The sequence below is a fragment of the Pleomorphomonas sp. T1.2MG-36 genome, assembly GCF_950100655.1.
Lineage (GTDB): Bacteria > Pseudomonadota > Alphaproteobacteria > Rhizobiales > Pleomorphomonadaceae > Pleomorphomonas.
This window is the reverse complement of record NZ_CATNLY010000051.1, coordinates 283288-296867: the sequence shown is the minus strand read 5'-3', so window position 1 is coordinate 296867 and position 13580 is coordinate 283288. Positions and strand designations below refer to the sequence as shown.

Sequence of the window (13580 nt, the reverse complement as noted above, 5' to 3'; positions counted from 1 at the left end):
CCCTTAAACAGTTACTCGGGGTCCGGCAAGATACATTCACGAATCGTCATAAATCAACCGGGGCACGTCAGCCCCTGTCAGGAGACTTCCCCGGCCAGGGATCGGCCCAGGCGGGGAGCGTCATCAGCCGGTCGAGCCAGTCCGTCACGTTGGCATAGTCTTCGAGCGGCATGGCCGAGATCCGCCAATAGCTTGCCATCGACGCCAGCTGGAAGTCGGCGATGGTCAGCCGGTCGCAGGCGGCATAGGCGTGCCGCTCAAGGTGCCCGTCGAGGACGGCGGCATATCGCCTGACCGCCTCCGCCTTGCCCTTCAAGGCATCGGCGTCTGGCGGGCCGACGCCGAAGGTCGCCTTCACCACGTGCTCGAAATAATAGGGCGCCACCGCCGGCGACCAGTGGCTGTCGCACCAGGACAGCCAGCGCAGCACCTCCACCTGTTCGGCCGGCGCGTGGGCCGGCCACATGTCGGAGCCGGCGCGGATGCAGAGATGCGCCATGATCGCGCTGGCTTCCCACAGCACGTAGTCTCCGTCGACCAGCGTCGGCGCCTTCCTGTTGGGATTGAGGCTGGCGTAGTCGGGCGCGGCAAGTTCGCCCGCAATCAGGTTCTTCTCGACGCAGTCGACGTCGAGGCCGAGGTGCTTGATCAGCGCCAGCACGCGCCGGGGAGCCTGGGCCTTGATCCAGTAGAGCCGCATCGTCGTGTCCTCCCGTTCATCGGTCAAACCATCGGCGCCGGCGATGTGTTCCGGAGCGAGCATCAAGAGTGAAGCGGCCATGAGCGCCCTGAACGGCCCGGCCGTGTCAGGCGTTCGCCGAGCTCCGCGCCGGCTGGCCGGCCGGCACCCGGCCGAACAGCAGCTCGATGTAGCGCCGCAAATGGTCGACGCTGTCCTTGGCCACCTCCGCCCCACCCTTGGCCTTGGCCAGGATGAAGGCGCCTTGCAGGACCGCCTGCGTATGGAGGGCCAGCGACTGGGCCGTCCATCCGGTCGTCACCATGCCCCGCTCGGCCATCGCCGCCTCGATGTCGGCCACCAGTGTCGCCGCGTGACCGCTGATGCTGCGGTCGCAGGCGTCGCGGATCTCCGGCACCGTCTCGTAGGTTTCCTGCACCATGGTGCCGACGAGGCAGGTGAAGTCCGGCACCCCGCCGGCGATGAGGCTCTTGCGGAAGTCGACATAGGCGAGGACCCGGTCGAGCGGGTCGTCGTGCCGGTGATAGGCCGCCTCGGCAAACAGCGCCGAGGTGGTCTCCGACCAGTGGTCCGCCGCGGCGACGCCGAGCGCATCCTTGCTCCTGAAGTGGTGGAAGAAAGCGCCCTTGGTGACGCCGGCCGCCGCGCAGAGCTCGTCCACCGTCGAGGCCGAATAGCCCTTGTGGCGGATCACCGACAGCGCGGCATCCAACAGCTTCGCCCGGGCATCCATCTTCGCAGCCAGCCTGAACATCGCCTCGCCTCCTTGCAACGAGACATACCAACTAGTCGGTATCGCGACAACCTTGCGAGTTTTCGCAAGGTAGCGTGAACCACTGGTGCGGGGAGCCCCCGGGTCCGCGAGCCGGTTGGCTCAATCGGTCCCGGCACGGAGACGCGCGCCCGATGCCGGAGAGGACGCCATCAGCGGGTCATCTCGCATCGCAGCGACGAGATAGTCGATGACGGTCCTGACGCGCAGCGGCATGTTGCGGCGGGACGGATAGACCAGATTGAGCGGCAGGCGGGCCGGCGGGAAATCCGGCATCAGGCAGACGAGACGGCCGCTCTCGATGTCGGGCACTGCCAGGATGTGCGAAAGGATGGTGAGGCCGCTTCCGGCGAGCGCGGCCCGGTGAACGGCAACCGCGCTGTCGACGACGAGGCGAGGCGCGACCCGCACGGCCAACTCCTCCATCCTATTGGAAAACAGCCAGGAGGAACCGTCGCCGCCGCGCCTGTAGCAGATGCAGTCATGACCGTTGAGATCGTCCGGCGTTCTCGGAGCCCCGCGCTTTGCGAGATAGGCCGGCGCCGCGACCAGATAGGCGGTGGTCCAGCCGATCCTGCGGCCGATCAGGCCGGCATCATGGACGGGGCCGAGGCGGACCTCCAGGTCGATGCCCTCCCCGACCAGATCCGATGGATCCTCGCGAAACAGCAGTTCGACCTGAAGCTCCCGATGACGGTCGAGAAGCGCTCCGATCCGCTCGCTGGCGAAAAGCCCCAGCGGCGCCGGCAGGGAAAGCCGCACTTTGCCGGAGACGGTTCCCGCCGGACCGGTGGACTCGCCCAGCGCATCCACCGCCTCGATGACCTTGAGCGCCATCGGAATGGTCCGCTCGCCCTCGGGGGTGAGCGCCAGCGCGGTGGTCGAGCGATTGAGGAGGCGTTGGCCGAGGTGCGCCTCGAGCGCCGAAACCTGCCGGGAAACCGCTGGCTGCGTCAGCTTGAGGTCAAGGGCGGCGGCCGAAAACGATCCCGTCTCGACCACACGCAGGAACGTCCTGAGCGTGCCAACGATGTCCATCTCCGTCCTCTTCGTCCCGGACATAGGCCTTATTCGCCGAGCGTATGACGGAACGGCTTTACCGTCCAGAGATTACGGATATTAAATATCCATAAGGATAACGCATATCCTTGATCAAGGAGACGATCATGACCCAGCGCCTGAACTACGCCCAGCAATCCCCCGAACTGCTCAAGAAGATGTCCGACCTCAGCATGGCGGTGAAGGGCGGCGCCATCGAGCAGAAGCTGCACGATCTCGTCCAGATCCGCGCCTCGCAGATCAACGGCTGCGCCTTCTGCCTCGACATGCATGTCAAGGAGGCCAAGATCCACGGCGAGAGCGAGCTGCGGCTCCACCACGTCGCCATCTGGCATGAATCGAACCTGTTCGCTCCGCGCGAACGCGCCGCCCTCGCCTGGACCGAGGCGGTGACCCGGCTGCCGGAAGGCGGCATTCCCGACGCGCTCTTCGACGAGGCGCGCAGCCACTTCTCGGAGAAGGAACTGTCCGACCTGACCTTCGCGATCATGGTCATCAACGCCTGGAACCGTGTCGCCATCGCCTTCAGGGCGGTGCCCGGCTCGGCCGACAAGCTCTATGGCCTCGACAAGGCGGGCCTCAGCTGACGCGGGGGGGCACGCAACTCACAGCCGGCGCGGTATGGCACGCCCTTATCAGCGGTGAGAGGATCCGGGGGTGTTGGAGCGTGGAGGTTCATGCCGGCTTGCTTTTGGAGCATGATATCGGCCGATTGTTTCATTCTGCCCGAGGTACACCTTGAATTCGCACGCGAATTCAAGCGGCTTTTGCAAGGATGACAGAATTATATATAGGAATGACAATCGGTTAGATGGAGATCCTCTTTCATCGCGCCGGCATTCGCAACGCTTGCCGATCATGCGGCATCGAGCTGTATGGCAGCACTCCAGCTGTTTCCCCTTTCTATCAAGTTGTCATCCTTGCGAAAGCGAGGACCTCGGGCAGAATGGAGCGCAACGCAAATATCGCGCTCCAAAAGCAAGCCGGCATGAACCTCCGCGTTCCAGTGTCCCTGGATCCTCTCGTCGCAGATAAGAGCCGGGGCGGAGCCACCCCGGCTGTAGTGTCACGCCCGCTCAGTTTCCGCCGGGCTGCATCGATGCTTCCCAGATAGGGGGAGCCGACAGCACGAGATCCCTGAGGTTGGCCACCTTGGCGGCACCGGGCACTTCGCGGTCGCCGTGGATCACCGCCTTCGAGAAGGCGACGATGCGGTCTTGCAGGTGGGCGACGTTTTCCGGGCCGGCAGCACCCTCGGCGTGCGGCCCGCGCACCACGGCGATCTCCTTCAGCCCCGTTGCCCGGTCGTAGACCGCGAGCGCGCCTTCGAGGCCCCCGGCCATGTCCCAGAGGCCACGGCCCAGGAACACCGCCGGCCACTTTGGGATGCTGCCGAGAATCCCGCCGGTGGGAACGTAGGCGATGCGGTACTCGCTGCGCAGCGCCCCTTCGATCAGCACGCGCGGCGTGTAGCCGACGCCGTGGACGAACTCGGCCAGGGCGATGCCGGCCCTGACGTTGTAGCCGAGCGGCGCGCCACAGGCCTCGTCGGCCTCCTCGAAGGCCCGGTCGCAGGCGAAGTTGAGGTACATGGCGTGTCCGGTCACCATCGAGCCCTGCGACGCGCCGCCGATCAGCAGCGGCACGTTCTTGGCCTTCTGCCCGGCCATCAGAATGCCGGCCGCCGCGTCGCCGCTGAGCACGGTTCCGTCGGGGCGGGCAATGCGCAGGCCCTTGCCGGTTTCCAGCGCATCGACGGCCCGGAAGAGGTCGCGCGCCTGCTCGACCGTGTTGGAGGTGTCGAGCCCGCCGGAAATGCCGTGCGCCCTTTTATCCAGAGTCAGCACGTCGAAGCCGGCCTCGTTCAGCTTGCGCAGATACTCGCGCCACTGGATGGAGCCCCAGACCTCGGTGCTGCCAGGGAACTTGGCGGTGTCGTAGGTGCCCTTCTCGGCATTGAACACCCAGACCTTGTCGTCCTTCGGGTCGTGGATGGCCGTCGTTTCGATGGAGCGGCCGCCGACCAGGATGGCGAGCGGCCGGACGAGCTTGCCCTCGCCATCTTCGACGCCCTTGCCCTCGATGTACCAGCCGCGCAGCTTCCAGGTCTTCGACGGCGCGACGTTCAGCGCCTCGTGCTCGTAGCGCTCGGTGGGAACCTCGATTTCGACGATCGAGGTCCGGTCGTCCACCTCGGCGATCTTTTCCGAATAGGGCCCTTCGCCGAAGAACTTCGGGCGGCGGATGTCGTTGAGATCGACATCGCCATCCGGATCGATCTTGCCCGTGGGGTTCACCGTTCCCGTGGCCGCGAAGGGGGCGCGAACGAAGGTCTTGAGCCGCGCGCGCACGGGGTCGGCGCATTCGGGGCCCTTCTCGACGCAGGCAGCCCAGGCGGCGCGCACCTTGGCGTCGGTGAAGGCGTCGACATAATAATCGCCCTGGGAACCGTCGGGCACCAACTGGTTGGTCGCCGTGAACGGCACGCAGTGCCGGCCATCGGGGTCGTCGGCGAAGTAGCCGGGCCAGCCCTTGGCATTCTGATCGTAGTGGATGTCGGCCGCGCACTCGGGCGCCGGCGATCCGGCGTTGACCGCTTCCCCCGCCAACGCGCCACCGGTCAAGGCAAGACACGCCAGTCCGGCTCCGCCCATCAGGCGGACTGCAAATGTCGTCATGGTCTCCTCCCTTTTCGATCGGCCCCGCGAACTGGGCTGCCGGTCACCGCCTCATGGCAACCGCCTTGCCGGCCTCGTCGAACAGATGCGCGCGGGCCTTCTGGAAGCTGAAGGCGCTCGCCTTGCCCTTTTCGATCGTCGTTTCGCCGTCGCTCTCGACGATCACCTGCTGCCCGGCGAGGTCGCCATAGACGTAGGTGGTGCCGCCAAGCTCCTCGACGACGTCGCAGTGGAGCGACAGGGCGACGTCGCCGCCGGTGCCGACCATCAGATGCTCGGGGCGGATGCCGAGTTCCAGCTTCTGCCCGGCCTTCAGCGTCGCGCCGTCGGCAGCGAGCGCGACCTCCTGGCCGGCGAGATCGACGATGACGGCGTCGGTGGATGCGGTCTTCACCGTCACCGGCAGGAAATTCATCTTCGGCGAGCCGATGAAGCCGGCGACGAAGCGGTTTTCGGGGTGATGGTAGAGGGTGAGCGGCGTACCCACCTGCTCCACCCGCCCCTCGCGCAAGACGACGATCTTGTCGGCCATGGTCATCGCTTCGACCTGGTCGTGGGTGACGTAGATCATGGTGTTGCCGAGGCGCTCGTGCAGGCGGGTGATCTCGATGCGCATCTGCACGCGCAGCTCGGCGTCGAGATTGGAAAGCGGCTCGTCGAACAGGAACACCTTGGGCTGGCGGACGATGGTGCGGCCGATGGCGACGCGCTGGCGCTGGCCGCCGGACAACTGGCGCGGTTTGCGATCGAGGAGGTCGCCGAGCTTCAGGATCTCCGCCGCTTCGGCGACGCGCTTCTCGATCACGTCCTTCGGCTCGCCGGCCACTTCCAGCCCGAAGCTCATGTTCTCGCGCACGCTCATGTGCGGATAGAGCGCGTAGGACTGGAACACCATGCCGATGCCGCGCGCGCTGGCCTTGGCCTCGGTCACGCAGGCGCCGTCGATGTAGACGTCGCCCTCGGTCACTTCCTCGAGGCCGGCGATCATTCTGAGCAGCGTCGACTTGCCGCAACCGGACGGGCCGACGAACACCACGAAGGAACCGCTTTCGATGTCGAGGTCGACACCGTGGATCGTTTCCATCTGTCCGAAGCGCTTCACCACGCGCTCAAGTTTCACATCGGCCATTGCTGCTCTCCGCTTCTTTTTGTTCAGCCGTAGCTTTCGATCTCGCCGATCAGGCCGCGGAGTTCGGCGACACGGCGCTCGACCTCCCCGTCCTCGATCACCATGTCGGTAAAGGCGATGCCGGCCCGGGCGCCGCCCACCTGGAAGGTGGCGGCTATGTTGTTGATCTTGCCGGCCTTGTCGCGCTGGCTGGCGTAGCCCTGCCGGCGGATCGTCGGCAGCATCTCGGCCAGCCCCACCCGATCTTCCGGCGACCAGCCGGCGACGCACATGGCCAGGTCCTCGTCGCCCATCTCGGCCAGAAGCGCCTTGCCGATCGACGACTGCGAGGCGTGGTAGAGGTGGTAGCCGCCCAGGCCCTCGGCCGGGTTCTGGTGGGCGAGCGCGTGGTACATGTAGACCACCGCGTCCTTCCACAGGATGCCGATGGCCAGCGTTCGGTCGTCGTAGGGGTGGCGGATCGCCACGTGGGTGGCCGCCCGGAACAGGGCCGACGAATGGAAGCTCTGCGCCGCCAGCACATGCACCACCGGCCCCGGCCGGTACTTCTTCTGCTGGTTCTGCTCGGCCATGCCGATCGACTTCAGCGTTCGGAGAAGCCGGTTGACCTTGATCATGTTGATCCCCAGCCGCTCGGACAGTTCCTTGGTGCCGAGCGGATGGTCGCTGGTCGTCAGTTCCTGAAAGCAGCGGATGCCGTCGATCAGGGACTGGTTGGGTTGGGATGTCTCGGGTTTCATCATTTCACCGCGCCAGAGGTCACGCCGCCAATGAACTGCCTCTGGAGCACGGAAAAGACAAGGATGATCGGTGCGGCGACGAGGAAGGACGCGGCCATCGCCCCACCCCAGTCGGCGTTGTTTTCGTTGATGTATCGCAGCAGCAATCCGGGCCCGACGGTGCGCTTGTCGTCTGAGGTGATCAGCGTCATCGAATAGAGCAGATCGTTCCACGACCACATGAAGGCGTAGAGCGCCACGGTGATGAAGGCCGGCAGCGAGATCGGCATGACGATGCGCCGGAAGATCTTGAAATTGCTGGCGCCGTCGACATGCGCCGCCTCGATCAGTTCGTTCGGCACCTGCTTGAAGTAGCTGTACATCATGTAGGTGCTGACCGGCAGCGCGAAGACGATGTAGGAGACGGTGAGGCCGATGCGCGTGTCGAGCAGCCCCACCGATTGCAGCATCGGGTAGATGGAGATGAGCAGCACGCCGAAGGGGAACATCTGCGCCGACAGGATCAGCAGCATCAGCGGCTTCTTGGCCGGATAGTCGAACTTGGCGAAGCTGTAGCCGGCCAGCGCCGCCAGCACCGCGTTGAGCAGCGCCGACGCCGTCGAGGTGAGCAGGCTGTTGCCGAGCTGCAAGAGCAGCGGCCCCTCGGTGATGGCCGAGATGAAATGGCCGAGATAGGGCTCGTGGGGGACGAAGGTCGGGTCCATCCGGTAGAGCTCGCCGTTGGCCTTGAAGGCGCTCGACAGGGCCCAGTAGACGGGGAAGAACAGGAAGAAGGCGATCACGGCCAGCAAGCCGAAGAAGCCGAGCTTTTCCTTCCATGTGCGCAGTTCGAACATGGCTCAGTCCTCCCGGAACAGGCTGCGGAGATAGAAGATGACGATCGGCATCAGCGTGAACACCCAGAGCACGCCGATGGCCGAGGCCATGCCGAGGCTCCAGTTCTGGAAGGCCTGCTTGTAGACCTCGATCGACAGCACCGATGTCGCCCGCACCGGCCCGCCGCCGGTCAGCGCGAAGATGATGTCGAACTGCTGCAGGTTGCCGATCATGCCAAGGGCGCCGGTCACCAGGAACACCGGCTTCAAGTGCGGCAGGATCAGCCGCCGGACGATCCTGAGGTTGCCGGCGCCGTCGATGCGCGCCGCCTCGATCTGCTGGAAGTCCATGCCCTGCAATCCCGCAAGGAAGAACGACATGAACAGCGGGATCGAAATCCAGGTGCGCGTCAGGATGACCGCGACCATGGCGCCGATGTCGTCCGACAGGAACTGGACCGGGGAATCGATGGCGCCGACGTTCATCATCAGCACGTTGACGATACCGTAGCGGCCATTCAGCATCCACGCCCAGATGAAGGCGCTGACCGTGCTCGGCAGGATCCAGGGCAGCAGCGTCATGGTGCGGAACACCGCCCGCCCCTTGAAGTCCTGGTACATCAGCAGCGCCCAGGAAAGACCGAGGAACATGGTGAGCAGCGTCGTGCCGGCCACGAAGATCGCCGTCGTCACCCAGGAGCCGAGCACGTAGGGGTCGGTCAGGATGGTCTTGAAGTTGTCGAGGCCGATGAACACCGGCTCGGGGTCGTAGACGGTGTAGCTGTAGAAGGACATGGTCATGGCGTCGACGAACGGCCAGGCGACCATGACCAGGAACGCGGCCATGGCCGGCGCCAGGATGAGGTAGGCGAACCGCCTGTCTCCGCGCTTCAGGTAGCCGGGCTTGCGGTGCGTCCGCCCCTGGCTGGTAGTCGCCGCCATGTCCATGTCAGTGCCTCTTGCGGGTCTCTTGCCGGCGAGCGAAAGGGCTCGCCATTTTCAATGACGTTCAGTGTGCCAGCGGCACGCGGCATCGGCGAGAGGGTTGGCGAGCCCTTGAAGGGAGGGAGTTCAAGGGCTCGCCGTGTCAGGCCTTGCGGGCCCCTTAATTGAGCAGTTTTTCTATACGGCTCTGCATATCGGCGGCCGCCTGCTTGGCGTCCTTCTTGCCGAGCACGGCCGACTGCACTTCCTCGCTGACCACGCCGACATAGCTGGCGCTGTCCTTCAGGGCCGCCAGCTCGTTGAGCTTGGGCATGCCGAGCGAGGCGTTCCACTCGACGGTGTAGCGGTCGGAGGTGACGATGTCGCTGGCCCGCGCCGACAGGGTGACGGGGATGGCGCCGAGCTTCTGGAAGTATTCGAGCTGGATGCCGTCGTTCATCGACAGACCCTTCAGGAAGCGGCCCGACGGGCTGTCGGCGCTGAGCTTGCCATCGACCTTGGCGGCGTCGGTGTCGAGCATGACCAGGAGGTGGCCCCACTCCATCGAGCGCGACTGCATGCCATCGGTCTCGACCGGCGTCAGGATCGGGTGGATATACTGGACGAAGGCCTCGCCCTTGCCGCTGAAGTCCTCGGCAAAGCCCTTGGCCACCGGGGCGTCGAAGTAGAAGGCGCTCTCGCCCTGGCCGAACATGCGGCGGGCGGCGCCGCGATCGACGTCCAGCGAGGCAAGGCCGCGATCGACCAGATCCTTCATGAAGGTGAGCGTCTTCACCGTCGCCTCGGAGTTCACCACCGGCTTGTCGTTCTCATCGAAGATGGCGCCGCCGTGCGCCCACAGCCACAGCTGGAAGTCGCTGGAGATCAGGTCGTCGCCCTTGGTCATCATGGCGTAGGGCGTGCTCTGCGGGGCCGCCGCCTTGACCTTCTCGAGGTCGGCGACGAAATCGGCGATGGTCTTCGGCGCGTCGGTGACGCCGGCCTTCTCAAGCACCTCGGTGTTGGAGATCAGGCTGATCGAGCCGACGTTCCACGGCAGACCGACCTGCCTGCCCTTGACCTGGCCGGTGACCAGCACCTCCGGCGGGAAGGTCTTTTCCAGGAACTCCTTGCCGAAGACGTCATTGAAGTCGACGACGTTGGGCATCTGGGCGAAGGTGGGCAACCAGCGCTCCTGCGCCTGGAACACGTCGAGCGGCTGCTTGGTGCGCAGGCGCAGGAACACGCTCTTCTGCATGTCGCCCCAGGAGCTCGACAGCACCTCGACGGGCACGCCGGTGTCGCCGATCAGCTTCTGCATGACCGGCGCGTTGCTCGGCTCGGCGGTGATCCAGTTGAGGAAGGTCAGCTTGTCGGCGGCCAGCGCCGAGGTGGCGCATCCGGCGAGGGCAAGGGCGGCAATGCCGGTTCTGATCAGATTCATGGGTTTCTCCTCCGCTTCAGTTTTTACTCTATGCGTATGCCGAGCAAGGCCACGGGGTGGCCCTGCGCGTTGGCGAGCCTGAGGGTCAGGCTGGAAATCTCCTCGTCCTCCGGGAGATCGACCGTGATGACCGGGCTGCGGTTGTCGGCGATCGCGGCGATCGACCTGCCGTTCGCCAGCACGTCGAGGCCATGAACCAGGAGCGGCATCACCCGGTCGTTGTGGCGGTACTGCACGCTTTCCAGCGGATGATCGTAGTCGCAATCGAGGTAGAGGCTGAGCCTTGCCGCCTTGATCGGCTTGGCAAAGCCAAGCTCGACGGTCGGCGCGGCGTCGGCGCGGTCGGCCACCCAGGCGTTCGGCGCGGCGATCGGCCTGAGCGGGCCGCCCACCAGATTGTCGGCCGAGAACACATGCACCGGGGCGTCGGCCGCAAACGCTATGTTGCGCCCGTTCGGCCGCCGCTCGGGCACCCAGAAATCGAAGGAATGGACGCCGAGGCCATCGGGCGCTTCCTGCCGCGCCGTGGTCGACACCTTGTCGAGCCCGCCCTTCTTCACCGCGAGAAGGCCGGTGACCTGTTCGGTGGACAGACCGACTTCGACGGCCGGATTCTCACCGAAAGAGACGAAGAGATACTGCTGGCGTTCCAGCCTGGGTAAAGGCACGGCGACCGTCTGCTCACCGGCCACGAGCGGCAGATCGATCGCCGTGAGCCGCACCTCCGGGGTGTGGTTCTCCGGCCTTTCGGCAACTCTGAGTTCGACGGCAAGCGTCGTCGCGGCGTCGGCCCGCACCGGAACATGGATGACGTTGTCCCTGTCGGTCCGGCCGGGCAGCATCTGGGCATAGCTGACGGCAAGCCGCTTCCAGCCGCCGTCATGGGCAAGGCCCGACAGCGAAAGCGTGCTCGACACCGAGATGTCGGCCTCACGCGCCAGGTTGCCGTCGGCGAGCGCGTCGTAATGCGGCACGTAGTGGCCGGCCGCCGACAGCATCCGCTTGAACGCAGCCATGAACTCGGCCTTCAGCAGGTCGCGCGGCCGGCAGTGGTTCTTCACGCACAGCGCCGCGGCCGTGCCGATGGCCTGACCGACGGTGGACGACGTCGCCATCACCCGCGTCGAGCCGAAGGCGACGTGCGAGGCCGACAACAGCCGGCCGTTGGTGAACAGGTTGTCGATGTTGCGGCTGTACATCGAGCGGAACGGAATGCCGTAGATGCCCTTGGCGTGATACTGGTTGCAGCCGTCCGCGTCGCCATAGACGCCATCGGCCGGGTGCAGGTCGATCGACCAGCCGCCGTGGCAGACGTCGTCGTCATGCTCCACCTGCTCGACGATGTCCCGCTGGCGCAGGATGTAGTCGCCCTCGGCCCGGCGGCTTTCGCGCTTGCCGGGAATGGTGCCGACCCATTCGAGCGTCAGGTTGGCCGCATCGGGAAACGCGCCGGAGTTCTTGATGTAGTTCCAGACGCCATAGACGATCTTCTGCAGCTCGCTCTTGATCTCCTCCGACTGGTGGATGGTGTCGAGCCGGCCGCCCCACTCGATCCACCAGAGCGAACAGCCCTGCTCGGTGGTCCGGAAGCGGCGATAGCGCGGGATCAGCGCCGGCACGTCCTTCAGAGCGAAGTCGGGCGCCACATAGTCGACGGGGTGGCCGACATCCTTGGTGTAGAAATACATCGAGTGGCCGAGCAGCTCGCCGTAATTGTCGCCCGGCGCCATCGGCTCGTCGAACTCCTCGGCCTTTTCGGCGCCCATGCGATAGGCGGCGCCCGACAGGTGCACGAGGATGCCGTCGCCCGAGGAATCGGCGAAGAAGTCGCCCGTGAGGCGATACATGGTGCTGTTCTGCGAGTTGAAGGCGTGGATCTCGCGAACGCGGTTCGCTTCCGTCACCGCATGGAACACTTGGGTGTTGACGAGCACCGTCAGGTTCTTTTCGCGCCCCACCCAGTCCTGCACCAGGCTGTCGAAGATCACCGGGTTGCCGCCGGGATTGCGGAACTGGTTCTCCAGAAGCAGCTCGTTGATGATGCCGCCCTCGCGAGCCCAGCGGTTGTTGTTGCCGCCATGCGAGGTGGCGCCGAGGATCCAGAGACGCACCTCGCTCGACGCGTTGCCGCCCAGCACCGGGCGGTCCTGCACCAGCGCCACCTTGAGCCCGGCGCGCGCCGCCGCGATGGCCGCGCAGGTACCGGACAGGCCGCCGCCAACCACGACGAAATCAGCCGCCACATGCACTGTCTTCAACTCACGTGGCGCGCTGGCGTCGGCAACGATCATGATCCCCTCCGATTTCAATAATAGAAATATCTATAATAGAAATATTGATGTCAATGCGGAATCTGCCCGGTACGCAGAAAGGGGGAGCGCGACCGGCCGGGGGACCGGATCATGAAGGCGGGCTCGGGCCGGCCCATCGGCAAGGAGGGGCGGCTCACGGCTCCGTTGAGGGAAGCTGCGATGAGGAATTGCTTCTGCTGAGCGCGTCGGACGGCGCCGCTCGGACGACGAAGGACCAAAGCCCCCGGCCGTGTGTCTTCGGTGTGGACTACTGGGCGAGACGGCTCGCCCTCACCCCGCGCGGCCTTCCACCCACTCCCGCGTGCCGTTCAAGAGCTCCGGCGGAAGCTCCTGCAACAGGGTCCGCGCGAGATCGGCCAGGGTGACGCCGCGCAGCGTGTCGCGCCATGCCTTGTCGGCATCCCACATCACCCGCGCGATCGCGCAGGGCGCAGTGTCGCAATGATCCTTCGGACGACAGGGATTGTTGGCGCGGATCTCGTTGCAGACGAAGGTCCGCGTCTTGCCCTCCACGGCCTCCACGATATCGAGGAAGGTCAGTTCCTCCGGCGATCTCGCCAGGCGATAGCCGCCAGACGGGCCGAGAGTGGTGTGCACGAGCCCCGCCTGCGACAGGCTTTGCAGCGCCTTGGAGAGATACTCCTTCGGCAGTCCGTGGAACTCCGCCAGCGCCTTGGTGGACAGGTACCGTCCCTCGGGCAGACCGGCGAGAATGGCGCAGCAATGCAGCGCCCACTCCACTTGGCTTTTCAGGATCATCGGTTCGTTCCACGGTCGGACGGAGCACGGGCGGATTAAGGACAGTCGATATCCCTATAGGGGACTGTTGTAAATGGCGGCGCATCCGGCCGGTCGCGCCGGCCCGGCCACCGACAAAAGTGCATCAATCTGTATCAGCGGCGGCGATTTCCCGGATTTGCCACAGTTGTCACGTCACTCGACAGGCGAAATCCGCTTACGATGGCAATGCCTTCCGGCAGACCCGGGCGGACGCACGAGGACCGTCA

General features: G+C 65.4%; 12 protein-coding genes. 1 reads left to right on the top strand and 11 read right to left on the bottom strand.

Annotated features, from left to right (window positions below; genetic code table 11):
* Positions 1 to 67 precede the first annotated feature (67 nt).
* The 3 genes from QQZ18_RS20630 to QQZ18_RS20620 form a co-directional block, all read right to left on the bottom strand.
* Complete coding sequence (locus QQZ18_RS20630; protein ID WP_284542866.1) at positions 68 to 781, bottom strand: glutathione S-transferase family protein; 714 nt, start codon at positions 779 to 781, stop codon at positions 68 to 70.
* 25 nt (positions 782 to 806) lie between these two features.
* The gene (locus QQZ18_RS20625; RefSeq protein WP_284542865.1) at positions 807 to 1454 is read right to left on the bottom strand and encodes a TetR/AcrR family transcriptional regulator; all 648 of its coding nucleotides are present in this window, start codon (positions 1452 to 1454) and stop codon (positions 807 to 809) included.
* Positions 1455 to 1574: 120 nt separating this feature from the next.
* Positions 1575 to 2510, bottom strand: a complete 936-nt coding sequence (locus tag QQZ18_RS20620; RefSeq protein WP_284542864.1) for a LysR family transcriptional regulator — start codon at positions 2508 to 2510, stop codon at positions 1575 to 1577.
* A gap of 128 nt (positions 2511 to 2638) precedes the next feature.
* Between QQZ18_RS20620 and QQZ18_RS20615 the strand changes: the two genes are divergently transcribed.
* Positions 2639 to 3118, top strand: a complete 480-nt coding sequence (locus QQZ18_RS20615; RefSeq protein ID WP_284542863.1) for a carboxymuconolactone decarboxylase family protein — start codon at positions 2639 to 2641, stop codon at positions 3116 to 3118.
* 489 nt (positions 3119 to 3607) lie between these two features.
* Here QQZ18_RS20615 and QQZ18_RS20610 read toward each other — a convergent pair whose 3' ends face one another.
* The 8 genes from QQZ18_RS20610 to QQZ18_RS20575 form a co-directional block, all read right to left on the bottom strand.
* Positions 3608 to 5209 (bottom strand): hypothetical protein, encoded by a 1602-nt coding sequence (locus QQZ18_RS20610; RefSeq protein ID WP_284542862.1) that lies wholly within the window; start codon positions 5207 to 5209, stop codon positions 3608 to 3610.
* Positions 5210 to 5252: 43 nt separating this feature from the next.
* Positions 5253 to 6338, bottom strand: coding sequence for an ABC transporter ATP-binding protein (locus QQZ18_RS20605; RefSeq protein ID WP_284542861.1), 1086 nt, complete (start codon positions 6336 to 6338; stop codon positions 5253 to 5255).
* Between the two features lie 23 nt (positions 6339 to 6361).
* Positions 6362 to 7081 carry a hypothetical protein gene (locus tag QQZ18_RS20600; protein WP_284542860.1) on the bottom strand — a complete coding sequence of 240 codons (720 nt, stop codon included), beginning with the start codon at positions 7079 to 7081 and terminating at the stop codon, positions 6362 to 6364.
* Positions 7078 to 7914, bottom strand: a complete 837-nt coding sequence (locus tag QQZ18_RS20595; protein WP_284542859.1) for a carbohydrate ABC transporter permease — start codon at positions 7912 to 7914, stop codon at positions 7078 to 7080. The genes QQZ18_RS20600 and QQZ18_RS20595 overlap by 4 nt, the downstream gene beginning before the upstream one ends.
* 3 nt (positions 7915 to 7917) lie before the next feature.
* Entirely contained in the window at positions 7918 to 8835 is a 918-nt protein-coding gene (locus QQZ18_RS20590; protein ID WP_284542858.1) for a carbohydrate ABC transporter permease, read from the bottom strand.
* A gap of 163 nt (positions 8836 to 8998) precedes the next feature.
* Positions 8999 to 10261, bottom strand: coding sequence for an ABC transporter substrate-binding protein (locus tag QQZ18_RS20585; protein WP_284542857.1), 1263 nt, complete (start codon positions 10259 to 10261; stop codon positions 8999 to 9001).
* A 23-nt stretch (positions 10262 to 10284) separates the two neighbouring features.
* The gene (locus QQZ18_RS20580) at positions 10285 to 12552 is read right to left on the bottom strand and encodes an FAD-dependent oxidoreductase (RefSeq protein ID WP_284542856.1); all 2268 of its coding nucleotides are present in this window, start codon (positions 12550 to 12552) and stop codon (positions 10285 to 10287) included.
* Positions 12553 to 12843: 291 nt separating this feature from the next.
* Positions 12844 to 13332, bottom strand: a complete 489-nt coding sequence (locus QQZ18_RS20575) for an RrF2 family transcriptional regulator (RefSeq protein WP_284542855.1) — start codon at positions 13330 to 13332, stop codon at positions 12844 to 12846.
* Between the last annotated feature and the right edge of the window lie 248 nt (positions 13333 to 13580).